This window comes from Variovorax boronicumulans, assembly GCF_019352895.1.
GTDB lineage: Bacteria > Pseudomonadota > Gammaproteobacteria > Burkholderiales > Burkholderiaceae_C > Variovorax > Variovorax boronicumulans_A.
In genome coordinates this window covers 58,050-83,598 of the sequence record NZ_JAAAFX010000001.1, presented here as the reverse complement: position 1 = coordinate 83,598, position 25,549 = coordinate 58,050, and the positions used below count along the sequence as shown (strand labels likewise).

The window sequence follows — 25,549 nt, the reverse complement described above, 5'->3', positions numbered from 1 at the left end:
GTCAATCCCAAGCCCATCGGACCAACGGATATCTGACCATGAAGCTCTCCAACGCCATCATCTACCGCAGCATGTTCCCAGTCGAGGCGACCCTCGACGGGATCGAAGAGGCCATGCGCGCGACCGCCTTCGCGCCGTGCGCGCCCTCCCAAGAAAGCTCGATCGGCTGGGTGCCGCCGCGCGCGGCCAACGGCCCGCTGCTCGAATCCGTCGGCGGCCAGTGGATCGCCCGCCTGATGATGGAGTCGCGCAGCGTGCCGGCGGCCGTCGTGCGCCAAAAGCTCGACGAGCGCTGCGAAGCCATCGAGAAGGAAACCGGCCGCAAGCCGGGCAAGAAGGAGCGCAGGGACATCAAGGAGGATCTGATCCACGAGCTGCTGCCCATGGCCTTCCCGAAGACCTCCGCCATCGACGTGTGGATCGACGCAGCGAAAGGCGTGATCGTGATGAACACGCCGAGCCAGGCCAAGGCGGACGCCGTGGCCACCGCGCTCGTGCGCTCCGTTGCCGGCATCGCGCTCTCGCTGTTCAACACGCTGCAGGCGCCGAGCGCGCTGATGACCCGCTGGCTCATGGAGGGCGAAGGCGGGGACGGCTTCGACCTGGGTCGCGACCTCGAGCTGCAGGCCACCGACGAGACGCGCTCGAAGGTCCAGTACACGAACCACCCGCTGGACGTGCAGGAGATCAAGGACCACATCGCGCAGGGCCGCCGACCGGTGAAGCTGGCGGTCACGTGGGAGGACCGCGTCGCCTTCACGCTCACCGAGGGAATGACGCTGCGCTCCCTCACCTTCCTCGAGGGCACGAAGGAAGCCGTGCTGTCGTCGAACGACCAGGCGGCCGACAACTTCGACGCGGACGTCGTGATCTCCACCGGCGAGACGGCCGCGCTGATCGCCGCGCTGGTGAGCGTGTTGGGCGGCGAGCAGCAGATGACGCTGACCGACCGCGCGCCGCCGGCGCAGGCGGCCGAAGTGGCCAGCGCGCGCGCCGCGGCCCGCGGCCTGGAAGAGTCCGCGCGCAACAGCGGATCGAAGATCACCGTCGAGCACGGCGGCCGCACGCTGCTGACCTTCGGCGCCGGCCCCGATCCGCTGCTGGCCCAGGCGCGAGCGATCGTGATCGAGCACCGCAAGCCGAGCATCTCGCTCGTGCAGCGCCACCTGCAGATTGGCTACAACCGAGCCGCGCGCCTGCTCGAAGAGCTGGAGAAGGCGGGTGTCGTGTCGGCCATGAGCGCGGGCGGCCAACGCTCCATTTTGGCCGCGGCGTAGGGGATCAGCATGCACACCGCATTTCCCCTCACCTGGCCGCTGCACAAGCCGCGCACCGCGCACTGGAAGATCGAGCGCTCCGGCTTCGATCGCCGCCGGTCTTTCGCGACCGTCCGCGATGAGCTGGTGCGCGAGATCGAACGCCTGGGCGGCAAGAGCCTGATCATCAGCACGAACATCCCGCTTCGGCAGGATGGCCTGCCCTACGCCACCTACAGCAGGATCCGCGACTTTGGCGTGGCCATCTACTTCAAGCGCGAGGGCAAGGACATGGCTTTCGCGTGCGACCGATGGGACCGCATCGAAGACAACATGCACGCGATCACGAAGACGATCGATGCGCTGCGCGGCGTGGCGCGCTGGGGCACCGGCGACATGATGCAGGCCGCCTTCACCGGCTTCACTGCGCTGCCGCCGCCGATCGTCGCCGGCATGTCCCGCACCTGGTGGGATGTGCTCGGCCTTGGCCAGGGCGCCGGGCGCGCCGAGATCGATGCCGCCTACAAGCGCCTCGCGAGCCAGCACCACCCCGACAAGGGCGGCAGCACCGCCGCCATGACCGAAATCAACCAGGCCCGAGACGAAGCGCTCAGGGCCGCATGAGGACCACCATGCCCAGCACCACCACCACGAAGAAGCCGGCCCTGCCGAAGGCCGCCCTACACGCCAACGAGCCGGCGACCCGCTTCTGCCCTGGCTGCGGGAGCGTCGGCGAGGTGCCAGACACTTTCCGCGACTGCTGCCCTGATGGCGCGCGCGCCCGGGTCATTCCAGCCGCGCTGGCAAACCATTGCCGCGAACTGTTCAAACTCGCTCTGGGCGCCGCCAGCGCCCAGCCCCAGGCAAATGCGGCCGACCTCTGGTACTTGCAGGACACCCGGCAGTTCGTCGGCAACGATGTGCTGTGGTGGGCAAAGGACGGAAAGGGCTACACCACCGACCTGAGCAAGGCCCACGTCTTCGGCGCGGCGGAAGCAGCGCGACAGGAGGCGGCGCGCGGCGTGGATCGCGCTTGGCCGAAGGCCTACATCGACGCCAAGGCCCGGCCCGCCGTCGACTTCCAGCACATCAACCACGTTGATGCAATCGCAGCACAGGCACCGGGTGCGCGGGGTCAGGCATGAGCGGCATCAGCACGGGAAACACTGTCGCCCTGGTGCAAGCCGGGCGAGGCCTCGACATCGAGACGTACAGCAGCCCGCTGGACTGCGTGCTCAAGCTCGTCAACAACGGCCGGCTCGGCACCGGCGTCGACCCCAAGGCCATCGGCTGGGGCAGCGACGCGCATAAGCAGGCCGTCACGATGGTCGAGGCGCAGATCGCCAAGGTGCGCGCCGGCTTTGCCGAGCAGGATCGCGCAGAGGCCGAATTCCAGCGTGCGGCGCGAGGAGGTGCGTGATGGTGGACCTGAACAAGCTCTCGCCGCCCGCACTGCGCGCCGCAATGAAGGGCGGCACCGCCGGCTGGGGCACAGTGGCCAGCGCAACCGAGAACGTGCGTTATGTGCAGGCGCTGCCGAAGATCAAGGCCCGCCGCCGGTGCTACTGCGGCTGCGGCAACAAGGCGACGCACCTGGGCATGGCGAACGGCATGGGCCTCACGCGCGGGTGCGAGCTGTCCATGCAGCGTTGGGCCAAGACCGGCCACGCTCGCGCGGTCACGCAGGCGCCCAGCGCCGCGCACGGGGACGCATCGTGATGCCGCCCGAGATCATCAGCACCCGGCCGCTGCGCGCGCACCGCGTGGTGCGCACCCTGACGCTGCCCCTGAAGGGCATCTACTTCGACCAGATCAAGCGCGGCGAGAAGCTGCGCGAGTTCCGGCTTGTGACGCCCTTCTGGCGCAAGCGCCTGCAGGGCCAGCGCTACGACCGCATCGTCCTGACGCGGGGCTACCCGCCGCGCGGCGACCAGGCCCGGCGTCTGGTGCTGCCGTGGCTGGGCTACCGCCTGCAGACCCTGCAGCACGAGCATTTCGGGCCGGCGCCGGTCGAGGTGTTCGCCATCGACGTTTCCGGAGTACCACTCAACGGTGGTATTTCCAATTCACCACCTGGAGGTAGTACGGCATGAGCCCGCACACGAACGAAACCCAACGAACCGACCGGGTGATCTACCGCTCGGACCTGTGCAAGATGCTCGGCGTCGGCAGCGAAGCAATGCGCCGATGGATGAAGGCCGGCAAGGTGCCGCCGCCCGATGTGGCAATCAGCCGGCGCACGGTCGGCTGGCGCCTTTCAACCCTGCAGGCTGCTGGTATCGGGCTTGTCTAGCCAATCGGCGAATGCCTGCATCATGGCGCGGCGTTCCTTCAGGTACTCCGCGCGGTTGTAGGCAGAGCGCACCTTGTCATCGGGCGTGTGCGCGAGTTGGCGCTCGATGGCATCGCGGTTGTACCCGTGTTCGTTCGCCCAGGTGGACGCCACAGAGCGCCACCCGTGCCCCGTCATCTCACCCTTGTAGCCCATGCGGTGCATCAGGTAGAGCACGGCGTTCTCGCTCATGGGTCGATCGGCGCGCCGGTCATTCGGGAAGACGTAGATGCTGCCGCGGCTCCGGGCACGCAGCTTCTCGATGATCTCGACGGCCTGGCGGGCGAGCGGCACGATGTGATCCTTGTCCCGCTTCATCACCTCTTCAGGCAACCGCCAGACGTTCCCGTCGATCTGGTCCCAGAGCATCATGCGCAGCTCCTGCGTGCGAACCCAGGTCAGCGCCATCAGCTTGCACGCGAGCACCGACTGAATCTCCTTCTCCAGGCTCAGGCGCAGCAGGAAGTCCGCGACCTCCGTCAGCTCGAGCGAGGCATGGGGTTTGGTCTTGGACTTCCCGAAAGCCTTCTTCGGCTGAATGGTGGCGGGGATGTTGATCGCCGCGTGCTCGTGCTCTACAGCCCAGTCCCAGACCTGCGAGGCCCACATCCGGACCTTGCGCACGTACACATGGTGGCCAGCGTTGTCGGTGATCATCAGCGCGGTCAGCAACGTCGGCCGGTCGATCGAGCCGATGGGCAGATCGCCGATGGGCTTGTAGAGGTGCATTTCGAGCGCGCGCAGGGCATTGGCCCGATAGCCGTCGGCGACGTCCTTGCGCCCGTTCCAGTAGATCTCCGCCGCCTCCTTGAAGGTCACTGCGTTGCGCTTCGGCTTCTTCGGGCTGACGCCTTGCGCCATGCCCTTGCGGATCTCGGCCGCCTTCTCGCGGGCCAGGGCCAGGGAGACATCCGGGTATGCGCCCAGCGATGCGGTCTGCGGCTTGCCGTCGAGCCGATAGGCCAGCCGCCACGTCTTCGCGCCCTTGGGGGAAACGAAGAGGTGGAGACCTTGGCCGTCGAAGATTTTCTGGGGCTTGTCGGTCGGCTTGGCGGCGCGGACCTTGTTGTCAGAGAGCTTGAATGTAGGCATCGGGAAGGATGCCGCACTGCGTGCCTACAAAAATGCCTACCGATGGCCCGTGCGTATGGGTTGTGTCGGGTGGGGTTTGCAGGTCTTCGGGGGGACGCGAGAGCGGCTAACCCGTTGATTTTGCACGCTATTGGGTGGGGTACAGGCAAAAAAATAGCCCCTTGTTGGGGCTATCTTGGAGGAGAGGGAGGGATTCGAACCCTCGGTACGTTACCGTACGCCTGATTTCGAGTCAGGTACATTCGACCACTCTGCCACCTCTCCGGTGTCTGTCGAGTCTGCGATTCTAGCAGTATTTTTCAGCCCCCTTCAAGGCCTCGCAGAAGAAATCAGGCGCGCAGCGTGTCGAGGCCGCGCAGGTAGGGTCGCAGCGCCACCGGCACGCGGATCGAACCGTCCTCGTTCTGGTGGTTCTCCAGCACCGCGACCAGCGCACGGCCCACCGCCAGGCCCGAGCCGTTGAGCGTGTGCACCAGTTCGTTCTTGCCCTGCGCGTTCTTGAAGCGCGCCTGCAGCCGGCGCGCCTGGAAGGCTTCGCAGTTCGACACCGAGCTGATCTCGCGGTAGGTGTCCTGCGCGGGCAGCCAGACCTCGAGGTCGTAGGTCTTGCTCGAGCCGAAGCCCATGTCGCCGGTGCACAGCAACACCACGCGGTAGGGCAGCTCGAGCGCCTTCAACACGGCCTCGGCATGCGTGGTCATGGCCTCGAGCGCTTCGTAGCTCTGCGACGGGTGCGTGATCTGCACCATCTCGACCTTGTCGAACTGGTGCTGGCGGATCATGCCGCGCGTGTCGCGCCCGGCACTGCCCGCTTCCGAGCGGAAGCACGGCGAATGCGCCGTGAGCCTGATGGGCAGCTGGGCCTCGGGCACGACCTCGTCACGCACGAAGTTGGTCAGCGGCACTTCGCTGGTCGGGATCAGGTAGAGCGCCTGGTGGTCGGGCACCGGCTCGCCGTCCTGGCCGCCCTTCTTCGCGGCGAACAGGTCGCCCTCGAACTTGGGCAGCTGGCCCGTGCCGCGCATCGAGTCGGCGTTGACGATGTAGGGCACGTAGCACTCGGTGTAGCCGTGCTGCTCGGTCTGCAGGTCGATCATGAACTGCGCCAGCGCGCGGTGCAGCCGGGCGATCGGGCCCTTGAGCACGCTGAAGCGCGAACCCGCGAGCTTGGTGCCCATCTCGAAATCGAGGCCCAGCGGCGCGCCGAGGTCGACGTGGTCGCGCGGCGTGAAGGCCAGCGGCACCGCGCCACCGCCTTCACCGCCCTGCGGGCTCCAGCGGCGCACTTCGACGTTGCCGGCCTCGTCCTCGCCCACCGGCACGCTCTCGTGCGGCAGGTTGGGCACGGCGAGCAGCAGCGCCTGCAGTTCGGGCTGGATGGCGTCGAGCCGGACCGACTGCGATTCCTGCTCGGTCTTGAGCGCGTTGACCTCGGCCATCAGCGCGTCGGTCGATTCGCCCTTGGCCTTGAGCGGGCCGATCTGCTTGTTGAGGGCGTTGCGGCGCGCCTGCAGTTCCTCGGTGCGAACCTGCAGTGTCTTGCGTTCGGCTTCCAGCGCACTGAAGGCATGGACGTCGAGGAAGGTCTGGTTCTTCTTGCGCGTTTCGAGACGGGCGACGGCCGAAGCCAGGTCTTTGCGGAGCAGGGTGATGTCGAGCATGCCCCGATTTTAGGTGGCGCTGCCGCGGTCTCGCGCGGCAGGCCCATCGGCCGGATCAGGCCAGGCTGGCCGGGTCGAGATTGGCGCCGCAGACGATCAGGCAGACCTTCTCGCCGGCACGCGGCACATAGGCGCCGGTCTGCAGCGCGGCCAGCGGCAACGCGGCCGCGGGCTCGACGGCCAGCTTCATCTCCTTCCAGAGCCACAGCTGCGCCGCGCGGATGGCCTCGTCGGACAGCAGCAGCGCATCGCGCACCTCGCGCTGCGTGATGTCCCAGGCGAAGTCGCCGATGCGCTTGGCGCCCAGCGAATCGGCAGCCACGCCGCCGACCTCGACGTCGACCGGATGGCCGGCTTCGCGGGCGCGGAACAGCGTGGGCGCGCGTTCGGGCTCGAGCGCGACCACGCGGCTGCGCTGGCCGAACCAGCCGGCCAGCCCGCCGATCAGGCCGCCGCCGCCCACGCTCACCAGCACCGCATCGGGCAGGCCGCCCTGCTGTTCGATCTCGCGGCCCAGCGTGCCGGCACCGGCTACCACTTCGAGCTGGTCGTAGGCATGGGTCAGCAGCGCGCCGCTCTCGCGCTGGCGCGCCAGGCAGGCGGCCAGGGCATCGGCGTAGGCCTCGCCGACCACCGTGACCTCGGCGCCCAGCGCACGCAGCCGCGCGCGCTTGGCTTCGGGCGACACGCCCGGCAGGAAGACCTCGCAGCGCACGCCCAGCGCGCGTGCGGCGGCCGCGGTCGCGATGCCGGCATTGCCGCCCGAGGCCACCACCACGCCGGCCGCCGGGATCGGCTGGGCCAGCAGGCGGTTCATCATGCCGCGCGCCTTGAAGCTGCCCGCGATCTGCAGGTGCTCGAGCTTGAGCCAGACCTCGGTGCCACCGGCCTCGAGCGCCGCCGGCAGGCCAAGGCTTGCGGGCGAGAGCTTCCACAGCGGGGTTTCGCGCAGGTAGGCGCCGCGGTGCGCGGCCAGGCGGCACGCAGCCCCTTCGATTTCATCGTGCCAGTCAATCGTCGTCTGCATGGTTGCTGTCTCTTCTTCTTGGAGGGAAGCGGTGGTGCCGAACCGTGGCTGCGGCACGCCGCGAAAGGGAAAGTCGCCGCGGCGCGAGCGGCGCGCGCGGCCTGTGGACGCTCAGGAAATATGGCCCGGCGCAGGCCGGTCTTCGAGCTTGAGGCCCTTGGGCAGCGGGAACTTGATGGTCTCCTCGATGCCGTCCATCTTGCGCACCGAGACCGCGCCCAGCGCCTTCACGCGGTCGATCACCTCGCGCACCAGCACCTCGGGCGCCGAAGCGCCGGCCGTCAGGCCGACCCGCGTCTTGCCCTCGAACCACTCGGGCTGGAGCTCGTCGGCCGAATCGACCATGTAGCTCTCGGTGCCCAGCCGTTGCGCGAGCTCGCGCAGGCGGTTGCTGTTGGAGCTGGTGGGGCTGCCCACCACGATCACGATGTCGACCTGCGGGCTCATGATCTTCACCGCGTCCTGGCGGTTCTGGGTGGCGTAGCAGATGTCCTGCTGCTTGGGCTCGCGCACCTTGGGGAAGCGCGCGCGCACCGCGGCCGCGATCTCGGCCGCGTCGTCGACCGACAGCGTGGTCTGCGTGACCACGGCCAGCTTCTCGGTCTGGCCGGGCTGCACCTTGGCCACGTCGGCCACGTCCTCGACCAGGTGGATGCCGTGGGTCAGCTGGCCCATCGTGCCCTCGACCTCGGGATGGCCCTTGTGGCCGATCATGATGAATTCGTAGCCCTCTTTCGCGAGCTTGGCGACCTCCACATGCACCTTGGTCACCAGCGGGCAGGTGGCATCGAAGACGTCGAAGCCGCGGGCCTGGGCTTCGGCCTCGACGGCCTTGCTCACGCCGTGCGCGCTGAAGATCAGCGTCGAGCCCGGCGGCACATCGGCCAGGTCCTCGATGAAGATCGCGCCCTTGGCCTTGAGCTCGTTGACCACGTAGGTGTTGTGCACGATCTCGTGGCGCACGTAGATCGGCGCGCCGAACTTGGCGATGGCGCGCTCGACGATCTCGATCGCGCGGTCGACGCCCGCGCAGAAGCCGCGCGGCTCGGCCAGGATGATCTCGTTGACGGAAGGCTCGCTCACAGCACGCCGATCAACTGCACTTCGAAGCTCACCGGCTGGCCGGCCAGCGGATGGTTGAAGTCGAACTGCACCGCGGTGTCGCTCGAGGCGATCACGGCGCCGGCGTAGCTGCCGCTGCCGTCGGGCGTGGGGAACTGCACCACGTCGCCGACCGCATAGCGCTCGTCGGGGTCGCCGATCTTGACCAGCAGCGTGCGCGCGACCCATTGCTGCATCTCGGCATTGCGCTCGCCGAAGGCTTCGCCGGCCGGCAGCTCGAAGGTGGTGTGCGCGCCCTCCTCCAGGCCCAGCAGACGCTGCTCGACGGCCGGCGACAGCTCGCCGGTGCCCAGCGACAGCGTGGCGGGCTTGTCGGCGAAGGTGTTGATGATGTCGCCCGCCGGACCCGCCAGGCGGTAGTGCAGCGTGAGGAAGGAGTCGGCGGTCACGACGGCGGCGGTGGTGGACGAGGTCAAGGTGGCGCGATCGGTAGAGAGTGCTGGAAAGCGCAGCGAAGGCCCGGGGGGCCGCCGCTACACTGGACCCGCCATTTTAGGGAGTGGGGCCCAAGCCCCGTCTGCGCCATGTCTTTCAAGGATCTGCCTGCGCAAGCCAGACCGCGCGAGAAGCTGCTCGCCCGCGGCGCATCGGCGCTGGGCGACGCCGAGCTGCTGGCCCTGCTGCTGCGCACCGGCATGGCCGGGAAGAACGTGCTGCAGCTGGCGCAGGAACTGCTCGACACCTTCGGCGGCATCGCCGGCCTGCTGCAGACCGACACCGCGGCGCTCAAGGCCGTCAAGGGCCTGGGCGGCCCGGCCAAGCGCGCCGAACTCAGCGCCGTGCTGGAGCTCGCGCGCCGCGCGATGGCCGAGCGGCTCAGGGAGCGCGCGGTGTTCGATTCGCCGGAAGCGGTCGCCCACTACCTGCAGCTGCACATCGGCTCGCGCCCGCACGAGGTGTTCGCGGTGCTGTTCCTCGACGCCCAGCACCGGCTGATCGCGATGGAGGAGCTGTTCCGCGGCACGCTCACGCAGACCAGCGTCTACCCGCGCGAAGTGGTGCTGCGCGCGCTGCACCACCATGCCGCGGCCGTGGTGCTGGCCCACAACCACCCCAGCGGCGGTGTGGAGCCTTCACGCGCGGACGAGGCGCTCACCCAGACGCTCAAGACCGCGCTCGCGCTGGTCGACGTGCGCGTGCTCGACCACCTGGTCGTGGCGCGTGGCCAAAGCCTGTCGATGGCGCAACGCGGGCTGCTCTGACGCCGGCCCCGGCCGGCCTTGCGTACGATGCGGGGACAATGGGTATCGGCGTGTGCACCGACGCCCTGCTCCCCGCCTGAAAGCCGTCTCGCCATGCCACGTTCCAGCAGCCCCCTCAAAAGCCTTGCCGACCTGCAGCAGGTGCAACGCACCCTGGCCGAAACCCGCGCACGCGAAGCGGCGGCGGCGGCCGAGCGCGCCATCGCCGAGAAGAAACGGCTGGCCGAGCAGGACCTGTTCAGCCGGGCCATCGGCGCGACCCAGCCGCTCAAGCGTGTGGCCGCGGTGCCGCTCTCTCCCGAGCCGCCCGCCCCGATCCCGGTGCAGCACCAACTCGACGAGCAGCGCGTGCTGCGCGAGTCGCTCTCCGACGAGTTCGACGTGAGCACGCTGCTCGACGTCGACGACGCCATGAGCTTCCGCCGCCCCGGCATCGGCACCGACGTCACGCGCAAGCTGCGCGCGGGCGAATGGACCATCCAGCGCGAAGTCGACCTGCACGGCCTGCGCAGCGACGAGGCGCGCGAGGCCCTGGGCGCCTTCATCCGTACCGCCTTCAAGCAGGGGCTGCGCTGCGTGCGCGTGGTGCACGGCAAGGGCCTGGGCTCGCCCGGCAAGCAGCCGGTGCTCAAGACCAAGACCCAGCGCTGGTTGATCCAGAAGAGCGAGGTGCTGGCCTTCGTGCAGGCCAAGCCGGCCGAAGGCGGCGCCGGCGCCCTGGTGGTGCTGCTCTGCCCCAGCAAGCGCTGACCGGGGCCGCTCCATGAAAAAAGCCCGCGGCCTGAAGGGCGGCGGGCTTCGCAGAGGGGCTGGGCCCCGCTGGTGACTGCTTACATCGAAGCGCTGTTGCTGCGTGCGGCGGCGCGGGCTTCGGCCTGCACCGTGGCGCGGTCGAGGCGGCTGCCGGCCACCGACAGGACGCCGGCCGAAGCGTTGTCACCGTAGATGTTGCCCAGGCGGGCGGTCTGCACGGCTTGACGGCTGACCGTGGCGCGGTCGATGCTGTTCGTCAGGGCCGGTGCCACGCCAGCGAAGGCTGCGTCGCTGTAGATGTTGCCGGCACGGGCGGTGGCTTGGGCTTCGGCAGCCACGGCGGCACGGGTGCGCACCGAGTTCACGGTCTGCACGCCTTGGTACGTTTCGGCTTGGGCACCAGCGATGGTCAGCAGGGACAGGGCGGCAACAGCCAGGATCTTCGAGGTCTTCATTTCAGTTTCCTTATTGGGTAGGGATGATTCGAACCGGTATCGGGGAGGCGTCGTCCCTTTCGGGGGCGGCCGCCGCGCTCGGTGCCAAGCTCACCCAGAGCAGTTGCTTCTTTCTTGATGCTTTCTGCTCTGTTGGACGAATCTTAACCCAGCTCCTAAGTAGAAACCCTTAAGGAAATGATACGCGGTGTTCACGAAACGGGAACAATGTCTCAGTAGGCACCGCCAGCGAGGTAACAGATTGTTCGCGACCGACGAAATAGCGGTTCAGTGACGCATCCAGTCCGCGGTCTTGAAGAAGGAATCGCGCAGCCGGGCGCGCAGTGCCTCGTCGACGCCGGTTTCGCCCATGGCCTGGTCCATGCAGGCCAGCCACTGGTCGCGCTCGGCGATGCCGATGGCATGGCCCCCGATGCTCTGCGGCATGTGGCGCGCCCGCAGCATCGGGTGGCCGAAGCGGTCGGTGTAGTGCTGCGGCCCGCCCAGCCAGCCGCAGAGGAACCAGAACAGCCGCTGGCGCGCGTTGTCCAGCGAGCTGCCGTGCACGGCGCGCAGCCGCGCGTAGGCGGGCTCGAGGTCCATCAGGTCATAGAAGCGCGTGACCAGCGCATCGACGGCGGCCTCGCCGCCGATCCATTCGAAGGGCGTGTCGAACTTGGGTTTGTCCTGGATTTGCATGGCCCGGATTGTCGGGGGCCGGGCCTGCCCCTGCGAGCGCAGACCTATTCAGCGGCCCGGCGCAGCGTGTCGACCACCGGGCGGTTCAACACCTCGCGCAGCCCCCACCAGCCGGCCGCCAGCGCCAGCACCGCACCTGCCGCCGCACCGGCCAGCGGCACCAGCGGCGAAGCGGTCCAGCTGAAATCGAACACATAGCGCGCCAGACCCCAGCCGATGGCCGAGGCGGCGATGCTGGCCAGGAAACCGGCCAGCAGGCCCACGCCCACCAGTTCGGCGCGCTGCACCTGGCGCAGCAGGCTGGCGCGCGCGCCCACGGCGCGCATCACGGCGAACTCGCGCGCCCGCTCCTCGCGCGTGGCCGTGACGGCCGCGAATAGCACCACCAGCCCGGCGGCCAGCGTGAAGCCGAACAGAAACTCGACCGCGCGGATCACCTGGTCGAGCACGCGCTGCACCTGGCCGATGGTGGCGCTCATGTCGACGTTGGTGACGTTGGGATAGGTCCGCACCAGCGCGTTGTCGAAGCCCGGCGTCTCGGGCGCGCGGAAGGCGCCCATGTAAGTCACGGGCACGTCGGGCAGCGAGGCCACGGTGTACATCACGAAGAAGTTGGCGTGCAGCGAACCCCAGTCGACCTTGCGCAGCGAGGTGATGTGCGCATCGTTCTGCATGCCGCCGATGTCGAAGCGCAGCGTGTCGCCGAGCTTCAGGCCCAGCGTCTCGGCCAGGCCTTCCTCCACGCTGACCTCGTCCTTGGCGCCCGGTGTCCAGGCGCCGGCGGTGATGCCGTTGTGCGGCGGCGCCTCGGCGCTGTTGCTCAGGTTGAACTCGCGGTCGACCAGGCGCTTGGCGCGGTCCTCGGTGTAGTCGTCGGGCGTCACCGGCTTGTCGTTGATGGCGACCAGCCGGCCGCGGATCATCGGGTACCAGTCGAAGTTCGACACGCCGCCGTCGCGCAGCGACTTCTGGAAGGCCTCGCTCTGGTCGGGCATCACGTTGATCACGAAGCGGTTGGGCGCATCGGGCGGCGTGGCCTTGCGCCAGCTCGCCACCAGGTCGGTGCGCAGCAGCACCAGCAGCACCAGCGCCAGCAGGCCCACCGCCAGCGCGCTGACCTGCACCACCGCATAGGCCGGCCGCGCCGAGATCTGGCGCGTGGCCAGCACCAGCCAGCGCGGCGCGGTGGTCTCGTTGACGCTGCGGCGCAGCACCTTGACCGCCACCCAGCTGAGCACGGCGAACACCGCCACCGCGCCCGCGAAGCCGCCGACCGCGATCAGCCCGAGCTTGAGGTCGCTGCTGGCCGCCAGCAGCATGGCGACGAAGCCCGCCGCACCGATGCCCAGCACCGCGAGCGAAGCCGGCTTGAGCCCGCCCACGTCGCGCCGGATCACGCGCAGCGGCGGCACCTTGGCCAGCTGCAGCACCGGCGGCAGGCCGAAGGTGAACAGCAGCACCAGGCCCATGCCCAGGCCGAAGGCCACGGGCCACAGCGTGGGCGCGGGCAGCGCGGTCTCGACCAGCCCTGCCAGCAGCAGCACGAAGGCGTAGTGCACGCCGAAGCCGATCGCAACGCCCAAGCCGCTGGCCACCAGCCCGACGATCGCGAACTCGAAGGCATAGGCACCCGCGATGGTGCGCTGGCTCTGGCCCAGCACGCGCAGCATGGCGCAGTCGTCGAGGTGGCTGGCCGCGAAGCCGCGCGCGGCCAGCGCCACGGCCACGGCGCTCAGCAGCGCGGCGAGCAACGCCACCAGGTTGAGGAATTTCTCGGCGCGGTCCAGCGTCTGGCGCATCTCGGGCCGGCCGCTTTCCAGGGACTCGAGCCGCGCACCGCGCAGCTCGCCCTTCTTGAGGCTGGCGTCGGTCTCGTCGCTGAAGGCCTTGACCGCGCGATCGCTGCCGGCCACCGCGAAGCGGTAGCTGACACGGCTGGCCGGCTGCACGAGCGCGGTGCGGGCCACGTCGGCCTGGTTGAGCATCACGCGCGGCGAGAAGCTCGCGAAGCCGCCGCCGCGGTCGGGCTCGAGCGTGATCACGCGGCTCACGCGCAGGCCGGCGTCGCCCAGCAGCAGCGTGTCGCCGATCTTCAGGCCCAGCGCATCGAGCAGCGGCGGATCGACCCACACTTCGCCCGGCGCCGGCACCTCGCGCGTGACCGCGCCCTTGCCCTCGCTCGACGCCGCCACCTGCACGTTGCCGCGCAGGGGATAGCCGGCGGTCACGGCCTTGAGCGACACCAGCTTGCTGGCACCGCCCTGCGCATCGCTGGCGCGCGCCATCGTCGGAAAACCGTAGGTGGTGGTCGACTCGAGGCCCAGCGCCTGGGCGCGCGCGATGAAGGCGGCCGGCGTGGGGTTGTCGCTGGTCAGCACCGCATCGCCGCCCAGCAGCTGGCGCGCATCGCGCTGCAAGCCGCCCTTGAGGCGGTCGGCAAAGAAACCCACGGCGGTGAGCGCGGCCACGGCCAGCACCACCGCGACGATCAACAGGCGCAGTTCGCCGGCACGCAGGTCGCGCCAGAGCGTGCGCCAACCCAGGCGAAGAGAAGAGTTCATAGGGCCGACGATAGCCGACGCCGGTACGGGTCCACCCTAGTAGGGTATAGATGGTCAGGGGCGATGATGTGTCGCTAAACTGTGACGCAAAGGAGCACGCCGTGATCCCTCGATGTCCCTGCGGTCCGAAGACCGCCGCCGTCCTGGCGCTGGTCGCCGCCGCGGCACTCGCCGGTTGCGACCGCAAGCCGTCGTCGCCGCCCAAGCCCGCGGCCAGCATCGCCGGCGAAGGCCCGACCGCGGCATCGGGCGGCCCCCCCTCCAGCAGCTACCCCGCCGGCATCAAGGCCGCGCCCTCGGGCGACCAGGTGGCCACGGCCGCCCCCCAGAAAGGCCCTGCCGAAGGCGGCACCGCGATCGGCGGCATGACCGACAACCAGGGCGGGTCGGCCTCCGGTGGCGCCGGCCCCGCGGCCCCGACCGGCGGCGATGGCCGCAGCGCACCGGCACCCGCCGCCGCCTCTCCGCCCAAATGAAGAAGACCTGACAGGCCGGCGGCGCCTGGCCTGGCCCTTGTGATTTGTGATTCCTGACGACTTCAAAAAAAGACCACGATGAAACACACCGCACTGCCACAGGAGGTTCTGTCATGGACATGAGCCGCCGCCAATTCTTCCGCGTCAGCGGGGCCGGGCTGGTCGGCTCCAGCATGGTGGTGCTGGGCTTCTCGCCCACCGCCGCGCTGGCCGAGGCCCGCAACTTCAAGCTGGCCCGCACCACCGAGACGCGCAACACCTGCCCCTACTGCTCGGTGGGCTGCGGGATCATCATGTACAGCCTGGGCGACAAGGCCAAGAACGTGGTGGCCGACGTGCTGCACATCGAGGGCGACCCGGACCACCCGGTGAACCGCGGCACGCTGTGCCCCAAGGGCGCCGGGCTGCTCGACTTCGTGCACAGCCCGAACCGCCTGAAGTACCCCGAGGTGCGCGAGGCCGGCAGCAACGAGTGGAAGCGCATCAGCTGGGATTCGGCCTTCGACCGCATCGCCAAGCTGCTCAAGGCCGACCGCGACGCCAACTTCCAGCCGACCAACGCCGCGGGCGCGGTGGTCAACCGCTGGACCAGCACCGGCATGCTGTGCGCATCGGCCTCCTCCAACGAAACCGGCTACATCACCCACAAGGCATTCCGCTCGCTCGGGATGCTGGTCTTCGACAACCAGGCACGCGTTTGACACGGACCGACGGTGGCCAGTCTGGCCCCGACGTTCGGCAGAGGCGCAATGACCAACCACTGGCAGGACATCCAGAACGCGGATGTCGTGCTGATCATGGGGGGCAACGCCGCGGAAGCGCATCCGTGCGGTTTCAAGTGGGTGATCGAGGCCAAGAAGCAGAACAAGGCGCGGCTGGTCGTGGTCGACCCGCGCTTCACACGCTCGGCGGCCATGGCCGACTACTACGCGCCGGTGCGCGCCGGCTCGGACATCGCCTTCCTCGCGGGCGTGCTGAACTACCTGCTGTCCAACAACAAGATCCAGACCGAGTACGTCCGGCACTACACCAACGCGACCTTCATCGTCGGGCCTGACTACACCTTCGAGGACGGCCTGTTCAGCGGATACAACGCCGACAAGCGCAACTACGACCCCAAGTCCTGGGGCTATGCGCTCGACGAGGCGGGCATGGCCAAGGTCGACATGACCATGCAGGACCCGCAGTGCGTGCTGCAGGTCATGAAGCGCCACTACGCGCGCTACACGCCCGAGCTGGTGAGCCGCATCACGGGCACGCCGCAGGACAAGTTCCTCAAGGTCTGCGAGTACATCGCGAGCACCAGCGTGTCGAACCGCACGATGACCGTGATGTACGCCCTGGGCTGGACGCAGCACAGCACCGGCTCGCAGATGATCCGCACCGCGGCCATCATGCAGCTGCTGCTGGGCAACATCGGCGTCGCGGGCGGCGGCATGAACGCGCTGCGCGGCCACAGCAACATCCAGGGCCTGACCGACCTGGGCCTGCTGTCGAACTCGCTGCCGGGCTACATGTCGCTGGCGCGCGATGGCGAGCAGTCGCTCGAGACCTACTACAAGACCCGCGCGCTCAAGCCGCTGCGGCCCAACCAGATGAGCTACTGGCAGAACTATCCCAAGTTCTTCGTCAGCATGCAGAAGTCGTGGTGGGGCAACGCGGCCAAGGCCGAGAACGACTGGGCCTTCCACTACCTGCCCAAGATCGACAAGCTCTACGACGTGCTGCAGGCCTTCGAGCTCATGAACAAGGGCGCGATGAACGGCTACATCTGCCAGGGCTTCAACCCGGTCGGATCGTTCCCGGACAAGAAGAAGATCGTCGACGGGCTGTCCAAGCTCAAGTTCCTGGTCACGATCGATCCGCTGATCACCGAGACCAGCGAGTTCTGGCGCAACTTCGGCGACTTCAACGACGTGAAGACCGCCGACATCCAGACCACGGTGTTCCGGCTGCCCTCGACCTGCTTCGCCGAAGAAGAAGGCTCCCTGACCAACTCGAGCCGCTGGCTGCAGTGGCACTGGAAAGGCGCCGAGCCGCCGGGCGAGGCGATTCCCGACATCGAGATCGTCGCCGGCCTGTTCAGCCGCATCCGCGCCGCCTATGCCAAGGACGGTGGCGCCTTCCCGGACCCGATCGTCAACCTGACCTGGCCCTACAAGATTCCGCACGCGCCCTCCCCCCAGGAGCTGGCGATGGAATACAACGGCAAGGCGCTGACCGACCTGCTCGACCCCAAGGACCCGACCAAGGTGCTGGCCAGGGCCGGCGAGCAGCTCTCGGGTTTCGGCCTGCTGCGCGACGACGGCAGCACGGCCTCGGGCTGCTGGATCTACTCGGGTGCCTGGACCCAGGCCGGCAACCAGATGGCGCGGCGCGACAACGCCGATCCGTACGGCATCGGCCAGGCCCTCAACTGGACCTGGGCCTGGCCGGCCAACCGCCGCATCATCTACAACGCGGCCTCGGTCGACCCGACCACCGGCCAGCCCTGGATTCCCAAACGCACGCTGGTGCGCTGGGACGGCAAGGCCTGGAGCGGCTCGGACGTGCCCGACATCCGGCCCGACGCGAATCCGATGGACGCCGACGCGGTGCGGCCCTTCATCATGACCGCCGAGGGCGTGGCCCGGCTGTTCGCGCCCACCGGCATGGCCGAGGGCCCGCTGCCCGAGCACTACGAACCCTTCGAGTCGCCGCTGGTCAACAACCTGATGCACCCGAAGAGCGAGGTGGCGCGCGCCAACCCCGCGGCGCGCATCTTCCAGGGCGACCTCGAACGGCTGGGCGTGCCCAAGGACTTCCCGTACGTGGCGACCAGCTACCGGCTCACCGAGCACTTCCACTACTGGACCAAGAACGTGCGCACCTCGGCCATCATTCAGCCGCAGCAGTTCGTCGAGATCGGCGAGGAACTGGCGAAGGAGAAAGGCATCGAGAACGGCAGCTGGGTCAAGGTCAGCAGCAAGCGCGGCTTCATCAAGGCGGTGGCGCTGGTGAGCAAGCGCATCAACGCGCTGCAGGTGGACGGCCGAACGGTGCACACGGTCGGGCTGCCCAACCACTGGGGCTTCATCGGCCTCGCGAAGCCGGGCTACCTGGTGAACACGCTGACGCCCTTCGTGGGCGATGCGAACACGCAGACGCCCGAGTACAAGTCGTTCACGGTGAACATCGAGAAGGCATGAGATGACACACCGCCTTTTCCCCGTTCTCTCACGACCCGCATCCCTGACTTGCCCCCTCTCCCTCCGGGAGAGGGCGGGGGTGAGGGCCTGCAGCGATGGCCAGGCACACGACGGTGATACGGCCGCGGCCCTCACCCTGCCCCTCTCCCGAAGGGAGAGGGAACAAGACCAGATCCGGAGCCGCTGATGTCCTCCCTTCAAACCCTCGACATCGCCGCCCGCTCGGCCACCACCACGCCTTCGCCGCATGCGCGCAGCCGCCCGCAGGTGCAGGAGGTCGCCAAGCTGATCGACGTCTCGACCTGCATCGGCTGCAAGGCCTGCCAGGTCGCGTGCATGCAGTGGAACGACCTGCGCGACGAGATCGGCGACGTGGGCGGCAGCTACAACAATCCGAACGACCTCACGCCCGACTCCTGGACCGTGATGCGCTTCGCCGAAGTCGAGCCCGAGCCGGGCAAGCTCGAGTGGCTGATCCGCAAGGACGGCTGCATGCATTGCGAGGATCCAGGCTGCCTCAAGGCCTGCCCCGCGCCCGGCGCCATCGTCAAGTACAGCAACGGCATCGTCGACTTCATCAGCGAGCACTGCGTGGGCTGCGGCAACTGCGTGACCGGCTGCCCCTTCGACGTGCCGCGCATCAGCAAGACCGACAACAAGGCCTACAAGTGCTCGCTGTGCTCGGACCGCGTGGGCGTGGGCCTGGAGCCGGCCTGCGTCAAGGCCTGCCCCACGGGGGCGATCCACTTCGGCACCAAGGACGCGATGCACGAGTACGCCTCGGAGCGCATCGTCGACCTCAAGGACCGCGGCTTCGCCAACGCGGGCGTCTACGACCCGGCCGGCGTGGGCGGCACGCACGTGATGTATGTGCTGCAGCATGCCGACCGCCCCGGGCTCTACAGCAACCTGCCCACGAATCCGAAGATCAGCCCGCTGGTCTCGCTGTGGAAGGGCGTGGCCAAGCCGCTCGCGGTGTTCGCGATGGTGGGCGCGGTGGTCGGCAGCTTCTTCCACTACATGAAGGTCGGACCGATCGAGGCCAAGGAAGACAAGGGCACCGAGGACGACGACGGCGACGTGGTGATCATCGAGGCCCCGCCCGAGCACGGCGTGGTCGTGACACCGGTCGACCCTTCGCCGCGTGACGCGGCGCCCGACGGCCGCCCGCGCGCCTGAGCCTCAAGGAGCATGCGATGACCCAGCGATACCTCCGCCGCTACCGCGACGCCACGCGCATGAACCACTGGTTTGTCGCGCTGATGTTCTTCGCCGCCGCGCTCTCGGGCCTGGCCTTCTTCCATCCCTCGCTGTTCTTCTTCAGCGCGCTGTTCGGTGGCGGCCCCTGGACGCGCATCCTGCACCCCTTCATGGGCGTGGCGATGGTGCTGGGCTTCGTGTTCCTGTTCTTCACCATGTGGCGCGAGAACCTGCTGGACCGCAGCGACCGCGAATGGATCGCCAACGCGCCCAAGATGCTCGCGGGCGACAAGTCCTCGATGCCACCCGTGGGCAAGTACAACGCCGGCCAGAAGCTGGTGTTCTGGGCCTTCGGCCTGAGCCTGCTGCTGCTGTTCGTGACGGGCTTCATGTTCTGGAGTCCGTGGTTCGTCCACTTCTTCCCGATCACGGTGCGGCGCATCGCGGTGCTGGTGCATTCGGTGTCGGCGGTGGTGCTGATCCTCTCGGTCATCACGCACATCTATGCAGCGATCTGGGTCAAGGGAACGTTGCGCGCGATGACACGCGGCACGGTCACCGAGGGCTGGTCCAGGCTCAACCATCCGCTGTGGCATCGCAAGATGACAAGAGACCGGTGATCCGTATCGCGCATCCGGCCACGACCTCTGGTTTCCGCTCAACCCGCGGCGCCCCAGGCGCTGTAGAGTGCATCGCATGACCCGCCCCGACAGCAGCCCGGCGCCCGTGCGCAGCACGCGCGTTCTCAGCCCCGAGGAAATCGCCATGCAGGCCGGACGGCAGATGCCGTTCGTGCGACTGCCGGTGCGGGCCCTGGTGTTCTCCGATCGGCAGTTGCGGCTGCGTCAGCTGGCCGCCTCGCACCCGATGCGCGAGTACCTGCTGTTCGTGGCCGACCTGGCCGTGGCGCAGCACCAGGCGCTGCAGGACCATCCGCGGGTCGCGGTGCCCGATGCCTCTGCCTGCGCGGCCGCGGCCAAGGCCCTGAAGCCGCCGATGCCCGCCTTCGGCTGGCCGCGCGACCCGGCATGGCAGGCCACGCTGCGCCGCGTGCTCACGCTGTTCGCGGCACCGCTCCAGGCGGGCCCGGTGCGGGACACGGCCGAGCGCCTGCTCGCCAGCCCGGCCGAGTGGATCGACGCCCAGGCCGACCGGCTGTCGCGCCGGATCACGCTGGGCCTGGACCTCGCGGCCGCGCCGCTGATCGCCGCGGGCCTGCAGACCTACTGGGCGCACCTGGCCCTGCAGACCGCCGACACCCACGGCGAACGCGTGTTCGGCCACACCGACCCCGGCACCGAATGCCCCTGCTGCGGCAGCCTGCCCACGGCCAGCATCACGCGCATCGGCGCCGACGACGGCGGCTTCCGCTACCTGCACTGCTCGCTGTGCAGCACCCAGTGGCACTACGTGCGCATCAAGTGCACGCATTGTGAAAGCACCAAGGGCATCCAGTTCCAGGCACTCACGCCCGAACCGGGCGTCGCGGTGCCGGCCACGGGCGCGCGCCCGGGTGCGGCCAAGGCCGAGTGCTGCGACGTCTGCCATCACTACCTCAAGCAGGTCGCGATGGAGAAGGACCCGGAGGTCGAACCCGTGGCCGACGACCTGGCCAGCATCACGCTCGACCTGCTGGTGTCCGACGCGGGCTACGAACGCAGCGGGCACAACCTGATGCTGCTGTTCGGCGACCCCGATTCCGACCCCGACAACGACGGCGGAGGCGGCTGATGGCCGCGCCCGAAGAGTCCGTGGTCCACGGCTCGACGGCAAGGCCCCAGGATCTGCCTTCTGTCGATCAACTGCTGCGCGCCGACGCAGCCTCCGCCCTGCTCGCCACGCACGGCCGCACGCTGGTCGTGACCGAAGCCCGCGCGCTGCTCGACGGGCTGCGCCAGCGTGCGCTCACCGGCCAACTCCCCTTGGTCGACGTCGATGCGGCACGGCTCGCCGAGGCGCTCGCGGGGCGCGTCGAACGGCGCCTGGCCCCGCGCATGCGCGGCGTGCTCAACCTCACGGGCACGGTGATCCACACCAACCTGGGCCGCGCGGTGCTGGCCGATGCCGCATTGCAGCGCCTGCTGACGGTCATGGCCTCGCCCAACAACCTCGAGTACGACCTGCTCTCGGGCGGCCGCGGCGACCGCGATTCGCTGATCGAGGACCTGCTGTGCACGATCACCGGCGCCGAGGCCGCGACCGTGGTCAACAACAACGCGGCCGCGGTGCTGCTGACCATCGCCGCGCTCGCGCGTGACCGCGAAGTCATCGTCTCGCGCGGCGAGCTGGTCGAGATCGGCGGCGCCTTCCGCATGCCCGACGTGATGGCCAGCGCGGGCGCACTGATGGTCGAGGTCGGCACCACCAACCGCACGCACCCGGCCGACTACGAACGCGCGATCACCGAGCGCACCGGGCTGGTGATGAAGGTCCACACCAGCAACTATGCGGTGCAGGGTTTCACCGCCGCGGTCGACGAGAGGACGCTGGCCGGCATCGCCCATGCGCGCGGCGTGCCGCTGGCCACCGACCTGGGCAGCGGCTCGCTGGTCGACCTCGCGCACTACGGCCTGCCGCGCGAGCCGCTGCCGCAGGAGATGCTCGCGGCCGGCTGCGACGTCGTGACCTTCTCCGGCGACAAGCTGCTGGGCGGCCCGCAGGCCGGGCTGATCGTCGGCAGCAAGGCCGCTGTCGGCCGCATCCGCAAGTACCCGATGAAGCGCGCGCTGCGCATGAGCAAGCTGCCGCTGGCCGCGCTCGAAGCCACGCTGATGCTCTACCTGCGGCCCGAACGCCTCGCAGAGGACCTGCCCACGCTGCGGCTGCTGACGCGGCCGGCCGACGCGATCCGCGCGCAGGCCGAAGCGCTGCAGCCCGCGCTCGCTGCGGCCGTGGCGCCGCGCTTCACGGTCGAGGTGGTGGGGCTGCTGGGCCAGATCGGCTCGGGCTCGCTGCCGGTCGAACGCCTGCCCTCGGCCGGCCTGGCGCTGGCGCCCGCAGGCACGGCCAAGAAAGGCACGGGCACCGCGCTCGAGGCGCTGGCCACGGCGCTGCGCCGGCTGCCCTTGCCGGTCATCGGTCGCATCGCGGGCGACCGCCTGCTGCTCGACCTGCGCTGCCTCGAGGACAGCGCCCCCTTCGTGGCCCAGTTGCCCGCGCTGCGCGAACAGTTGCAATAGTTTTTCAACTCACCGGAGACACCGATGCGCCACCTCGATCTGCTCGCCCCCGTCCTGAGCGACACCCTGGCACCGCTGGCCCAGCGCATCGACAGCGAGGCCCGCTTTCCGCGCGAGGTGCTGCGCGCGCTCGGCGACGCCGGCCTGCTCGGGCTGGTGTCGGCGAGCTCCGTCGGCGGCATGGGGCTGGGCCTGGCCGAAGCCGCGCAGGTGGTCTCACGCATCGCGCAGAGCTGCCCGTCGACCGCGATGGTCGTCTGCATGCACTACTGCGCCACGGCGGTGATCGAGCAGCTCGGCGACACGCCGGTGCGCCAGGCCATCGCCCAGGGCAAGCACCTGAGCACCCTCGCCTTCTCCGAAGCCGATTCGCGCAGCCATTTCTGGGCGCCCACGGGCACGGCACGCGGCGACGGCGATGGCGTGGTGCTCGATGCGCGCAAGAGCTGGGTCACCTCGGCCTTCGAAGCCGACAGCTACGTGTGGTCGAGCAAGCCGCTCGCGGCCGAGGGCGCGAGCACGCTGTGGCTGGTCGACGCCAAGGCCGACGGCCTGAGCCAACCCGGCCACTTCGACGGCCTGGGCCTGCGCGGCAACGCCTCGACGCCGATCACCGCCAAGGGCGTGCGCCTCCGGGCCGGCGACCGCCTGGGCGAGGACGGCAAGGGCTTCGACACCATGATGGGCGCGGTGCTGCCCTGGTTCACCACGCTGAGCGCGGCCTGCTCGGTCGGCCTGATGGAAGGTGCGCTGTCGCGCGCCATCGGCCACGTGGGGCAGACGCGCCACCTGCACCTCGACAGCTCGCTGGCCGACCTGCCGACCATCCGCGCCTACCTGGCGCGTGCGCGCATCAAGACCGACATGGCGCAGGCGCTGCTCGACGACACCGTCGCGGCCATCGGCGCGGGCCGGCCCGACACCATGCTGCGCGTGCTGGAGGTCAAGGCCGCCGCGGCCGAGACCGCGCTCGAGGTGACCGACATCGCGATGCGCGTGTGCGGCGGTGCGGCCTTCCGCAAGGAGGCCGGCATCGAACGGCTGTTCCGCGACGCACGCGCCTCGAGCGTGATGGCGCCGACCTCCGATGTGCTCTACGACTTCATCGGCAAGGCCATCACCGGCCTGCCACTTTTTTGATGGCCCACCCCCGTTTCTTGCTCACTTCGTGTAGCCGGCTCCCCCCTCAAGGGGGCGCACCCGTTGGCCCGGCAAAGCCGGCTCCACGGGCGCTCACGAACGGGCTTCGCGGCGCTCGCCTCGCACCGAATGCGCGCGCGCCTGCGCAAACCCGTCCCATACCCCAACACGCCGGGAGCCTCCGATGAGCGAAATTCTCGTGATGGGCGCCGTCGCCTACGCGCCCAAGGTCGTCACCATCTGGGAGGGCTTCAAGGCCTTCTTCGTGGCGCATGGCCTGCCCTTCGACTACGTGCTGTATTCCAACTACGAGCGTCAGGTGGAAGCGCAGTTCGACGGCGCCATCCACGTTGCCTGGAACTCGCCGCTGGCCTGGGTGCGTGCCGAGCGCATCGCGCGCAGCAAGGGCCTGCAGGTGCACTCGGTGGCCATGCGCGACACCGACCTCGACCTGCGCTCGGTGATCGTGGTGCGCACCGACAGCGGTATCCAGAGCCCCGCCGACCTGCGCGACAAGACGATCGGCGCGGGCGCGCTCGACTCGCCGCAGGCCACGCTGATCCCGCTGGACCATCTGCGCATCGAAGCGGGCCTGGTGCAGCGCGACGACTTCACGCTGCGCTGCTTCGACGTGCTGGGCGGCAAGCATGGCGACCACATCGGCGGCGAACGCGATGCGGCGCGCGCGCTGCTGGCCCACGAGATCGATGCCTGCTGCCTGATCGCGGGCAACCACCTGGCCTTCGGCCTCGACGGCACGCTGCCCGCGGGCAGCACGCGCGTGATCGCACACACCGCGCCCTTCGACCACTGCAACTTCACCACCAGCCCGGGCGCGCCCGAAGGGCTGATCGAGCGCTTCGTGACGCTGCTGCTGTCGATGCGCTGGGACGATCCGCAGGTGCGCCCGCTGCTCGAACTCGAAGGCCTGCGCGAATGGCGCACCGGCCGCACCAGCGGCTACGCGCAGCTCGCACGCGCGGTGGACAACGAGAACTTCTACAGCCGCGATGGCCGCATCCTCAACGCCGACTATCGATATTGAGTCGCTGGGCCTCGAGCAGGGGGCCCTGCTGCTGATCCGGCGTGCGCTCGCCGAGCTGCCCGCGGGCGCCGTGTTGCGCGTGCAAGGCACGGCACCCGCATGGGAACTGCATCTCGAAGCATGGTGCCGGCAGCAAGGCCACGGCATCCAGATCCTGCGGGATGCGTCCGGCCCTCCGCAGGCCCGGATCACGCGCGCGATGCAGGCCGAAGGCCGCTGGCACGGTGCGCAGCGCACCGGCGAGGCAGCCCAGGACCCGGCCGCAGAAGCGCTCGCCGGCTGGGGGCTGGCCGCGCGCGGCGCCACGGTCGAAGCCGGCAGCCCGCCCTTCGCCTTCGCGCTGCACCGGCGCAACGAACTCTGGGCCGCCACCGCGGGCGAGCTCTATGCGCAGGCCGCAGCGGCGCAATGGGACCCGGCCACGGCCGTCGACTGGGACGCCGCCTTCGAGCTGCCGCCACCGGTCGAGGCGGCCGTGGTCCAGGTCATGACCTACCTGATCGAGAACGAGAACGCCGCGCTGCTGGTGCCCGCCCGCCACCTGGGCCAGGTGCATCCGCACTACCGCGAGGTGCTGCAGCTGCTGGCGCTGCAGTGCGCCGACGAGGCGCGGCACATCGAGGTCTTCACGCGGCGCGCGACGCTGCGCGGCGCCCGCCCGGCGCTGTCGACCGCGGGCGGCCAGGCCAGCCTGCAGACGCTGTTCGAGGCACCGGACTTCTCCATCGCGACCTTCCTGCTGTCGGTGCTGGGCGAAGGCAGCTTCATCAACCTGCTGAACTTCCTGCACGCGCACGCACCCGATCCGGTGACGCGCCAGATCGCCCGGCTGGCCGCGCGCGACGAGGCGCGGCACGTGGCCTTCGGCATGGCACATCTCGAGTACCGGCTGGCCGAAGAGCCCGACTACCAGATCCGGTTGCGCAACGCGATCGAGCAACGCTACGACGCGCTGGCCCACACCGCCGGCCTCAACGAGGAGGTGTTCGACGCCCTGGTGCTGCTGGCCGCGGGCGAACTCACGTTGCCGGCCGTCCAGCGCGGCCACGAGGCCGTGCAGCAGCTGCAGCGCGACATGGCGTCAGGCCGTCGTGCGCGGCTGGGCCGGCTGGGCTTCGAACGCGCCGAGGCCGATCGCCTGGCCGACCTGCACACGCGCAACTTCATGTGAGGCCGGAGCAC

At 69.2% G+C, this 25,549-nt stretch carries 26 protein-coding genes and 1 tRNA gene; 18 read left to right on the top strand and 9 right to left on the bottom strand.

Going from position 1 to position 25,549, the window contains the following annotated elements; genetic code table 11:
• Positions 1–38: 38 nt before the first annotated feature.
• The 7 genes from rdgC to K0H49_RS00430 are packed head-to-tail and all read left to right on the top strand — an operon-like array spanning position 39 to position 3,549.
• A complete protein-coding gene (gene rdgC / locus K0H49_RS00460; protein ID WP_219209182.1) occupies positions 39–1,277 on the top strand; it encodes a recombination-associated protein RdgC in 1,239 nt (412 codons plus the stop codon).
• A gap of 9 nt (positions 1,278–1,286) precedes the next feature.
• Entirely contained in the window at positions 1,287–1,880 is a 594-nt protein-coding gene (locus K0H49_RS00455) for a J domain-containing protein (RefSeq protein WP_219209181.1), read from the top strand.
• 8 nt (positions 1,881–1,888) lie between these two features.
• Entirely contained in the window at positions 1,889–2,401 is a 513-nt protein-coding gene (locus K0H49_RS00450; protein WP_219209180.1) for a hypothetical protein, read from the top strand.
• Positions 2,398–2,676, top strand: a complete 279-nt coding sequence (locus tag K0H49_RS00445; RefSeq protein WP_219209179.1) for a hypothetical protein — start codon at positions 2,398–2,400, stop codon at positions 2,674–2,676. The genes K0H49_RS00450 and K0H49_RS00445 overlap by 4 nt, the downstream gene beginning before the upstream one ends.
• Positions 2,676–2,975 (top strand): hypothetical protein, encoded by a 300-nt coding sequence (locus K0H49_RS00440; RefSeq protein ID WP_219209178.1) that lies wholly within the window; start codon positions 2,676–2,678, stop codon positions 2,973–2,975. The genes K0H49_RS00445 and K0H49_RS00440 overlap by 1 nt, the downstream gene beginning before the upstream one ends.
• Positions 2,975–3,349: an ASCH domain-containing protein gene (locus tag K0H49_RS00435; protein ID WP_257624516.1), complete on the top strand. Its 375-nt coding sequence runs from the start codon at positions 2,975–2,977 to the stop codon at positions 3,347–3,349. Before K0H49_RS00440 ends, K0H49_RS00435 begins: the two co-directional genes overlap by 1 nt.
• Positions 3,346–3,549 (top strand): helix-turn-helix transcriptional regulator, encoded by a 204-nt coding sequence (locus K0H49_RS00430; RefSeq protein ID WP_219209177.1) that lies wholly within the window; start codon positions 3,346–3,348, stop codon positions 3,547–3,549. The genes K0H49_RS00435 and K0H49_RS00430 overlap by 4 nt, the downstream gene beginning before the upstream one ends.
• Here K0H49_RS00430 and K0H49_RS00425 read toward each other — a convergent pair.
• From K0H49_RS00425 to K0H49_RS00400, 6 genes are all read right to left on the bottom strand, one after another.
• A complete protein-coding gene (locus K0H49_RS00425) occupies positions 3,514–4,680 on the bottom strand; it encodes a tyrosine-type recombinase/integrase (RefSeq protein ID WP_219209176.1) in 1,167 nt (388 codons plus the stop codon). The genes K0H49_RS00430 and K0H49_RS00425 overlap by 36 nt on opposite strands.
• A gap of 176 nt (positions 4,681–4,856) precedes the next feature.
• Positions 4,857–4,944: transfer RNA gene (locus K0H49_RS00420), tRNA-Ser, on the bottom strand.
• A gap of 65 nt (positions 4,945–5,009) precedes the next feature.
• The gene (gene serS / locus K0H49_RS00415) at positions 5,010–6,341 is read right to left on the bottom strand and encodes a serine--tRNA ligase (RefSeq protein WP_219209175.1); all 1,332 of its coding nucleotides are present in this window, start codon (positions 6,339–6,341) and stop codon (positions 5,010–5,012) included.
• A 55-nt stretch (positions 6,342–6,396) separates the two neighbouring features.
• Entirely contained in the window at positions 6,397–7,368 is a 972-nt protein-coding gene (locus K0H49_RS00410; RefSeq protein WP_219209174.1) for a threonine/serine dehydratase, read from the bottom strand.
• 111 nt (positions 7,369–7,479) lie between these two features.
• Complete coding sequence (gene ispH, locus K0H49_RS00405; protein ID WP_219209173.1) at positions 7,480–8,451, bottom strand: 4-hydroxy-3-methylbut-2-enyl diphosphate reductase; 972 nt, start codon at positions 8,449–8,451, stop codon at positions 7,480–7,482.
• Complete coding sequence (locus K0H49_RS00400; protein WP_219209172.1) at positions 8,448–8,906, bottom strand: FKBP-type peptidyl-prolyl cis-trans isomerase; 459 nt, start codon at positions 8,904–8,906, stop codon at positions 8,448–8,450. The genes ispH and K0H49_RS00400 overlap by 4 nt, the downstream gene beginning before the upstream one ends.
• Positions 8,907–9,014: 108 nt before the next feature.
• Between K0H49_RS00400 and radC the strand changes: the two genes are divergently transcribed.
• Both radC and K0H49_RS00390 read left to right on the top strand, forming a co-directional pair.
• A complete protein-coding gene (radC, locus tag K0H49_RS00395) occupies positions 9,015–9,692 on the top strand; it encodes a RadC family protein (protein WP_219209171.1) in 678 nt (225 codons plus the stop codon).
• Positions 9,693–9,785: 93 nt separating this feature from the next.
• Positions 9,786–10,442, top strand: a complete 657-nt coding sequence (locus tag K0H49_RS00390; RefSeq protein WP_219209170.1) for a Smr/MutS family protein — start codon at positions 9,786–9,788, stop codon at positions 10,440–10,442.
• A gap of 80 nt (positions 10,443–10,522) precedes the next feature.
• Here the strand turns inward: K0H49_RS00390 and K0H49_RS00385 are convergent, their stop codons facing one another.
• From K0H49_RS00385 to K0H49_RS00375, 3 genes are all read right to left on the bottom strand, one after another.
• Entirely contained in the window at positions 10,523–10,900 is a 378-nt protein-coding gene (locus K0H49_RS00385; protein ID WP_219209169.1) for a helicase SNF2, read from the bottom strand.
• A 267-nt stretch (positions 10,901–11,167) separates the two neighbouring features.
• Complete coding sequence (locus K0H49_RS00380) at positions 11,168–11,578, bottom strand: group II truncated hemoglobin (RefSeq protein ID WP_219209168.1); 411 nt, start codon at positions 11,576–11,578, stop codon at positions 11,168–11,170.
• Positions 11,579–11,622: 44 nt separating this feature from the next.
• Positions 11,623–14,139 carry an ABC transporter permease gene (locus tag K0H49_RS00375; protein ID WP_219209167.1) on the bottom strand — a complete coding sequence of 839 codons (2,517 nt, stop codon included), beginning with the start codon at positions 14,137–14,139 and terminating at the stop codon, positions 11,623–11,625.
• Between the two features lie 101 nt (positions 14,140–14,240).
• On the opposite strand from K0H49_RS00375, the gene K0H49_RS00370 reads away from it, so the two are divergent.
• The 9 genes from K0H49_RS00370 to K0H49_RS00330 all read left to right on the top strand — a co-directional run bounded on the left by K0H49_RS00370 (position 14,241) and on the right by K0H49_RS00330 (position 25,538).
• Positions 14,241–14,615 (top strand): hypothetical protein, encoded by a 375-nt coding sequence (locus K0H49_RS00370; protein WP_219209166.1) that lies wholly within the window; start codon positions 14,241–14,243, stop codon positions 14,613–14,615.
• Between the two features lie 113 nt (positions 14,616–14,728).
• Positions 14,729–17,803: a formate dehydrogenase-N subunit alpha gene (fdnG, locus tag K0H49_RS00365; protein ID WP_219209165.1), complete on the top strand. Its 3,075-nt coding sequence runs from the start codon at positions 14,729–14,731 to the stop codon at positions 17,801–17,803.
• Positions 17,804–17,989: 186 nt separating this feature from the next.
• Complete coding sequence (gene fdxH / locus K0H49_RS00360) at positions 17,990–18,982, top strand: formate dehydrogenase subunit beta (RefSeq protein WP_219209164.1); 993 nt, start codon at positions 17,990–17,992, stop codon at positions 18,980–18,982.
• A 17-nt stretch (positions 18,983–18,999) separates the two neighbouring features.
• Positions 19,000–19,623: a formate dehydrogenase subunit gamma gene (locus tag K0H49_RS00355; RefSeq protein ID WP_219209163.1), complete on the top strand. Its 624-nt coding sequence runs from the start codon at positions 19,000–19,002 to the stop codon at positions 19,621–19,623.
• 76 nt (positions 19,624–19,699) lie between these two features.
• Entirely contained in the window at positions 19,700–20,734 is a 1,035-nt protein-coding gene (gene fdhE, locus K0H49_RS00350; RefSeq protein ID WP_219209162.1) for a formate dehydrogenase accessory protein FdhE, read from the top strand.
• Positions 20,734–22,182 (top strand): L-seryl-tRNA(Sec) selenium transferase, encoded by a 1,449-nt coding sequence (selA, locus tag K0H49_RS00345; protein ID WP_219209161.1) that lies wholly within the window; start codon positions 20,734–20,736, stop codon positions 22,180–22,182. The genes fdhE and selA overlap by 1 nt, the downstream gene beginning before the upstream one ends.
• A 24-nt stretch (positions 22,183–22,206) precedes the next feature.
• Positions 22,207–23,322: an acyl-CoA dehydrogenase family protein gene (locus K0H49_RS00340; protein ID WP_219209160.1), complete on the top strand. Its 1,116-nt coding sequence runs from the start codon at positions 22,207–22,209 to the stop codon at positions 23,320–23,322.
• Between the two features lie 184 nt (positions 23,323–23,506).
• Positions 23,507–24,367 carry a phosphate/phosphite/phosphonate ABC transporter substrate-binding protein gene (locus tag K0H49_RS00335; RefSeq protein WP_257624515.1) on the top strand — a complete coding sequence of 287 codons (861 nt, stop codon included), beginning with the start codon at positions 23,507–23,509 and terminating at the stop codon, positions 24,365–24,367.
• Positions 24,333–25,538, top strand: a complete 1,206-nt coding sequence (locus tag K0H49_RS00330; protein WP_219209159.1) for a ferritin-like domain-containing protein — start codon at positions 24,333–24,335, stop codon at positions 25,536–25,538. Before K0H49_RS00335 ends, K0H49_RS00330 begins: the two co-directional genes overlap by 35 nt.
• Positions 25,539–25,549 lie beyond the last annotated feature (11 nt).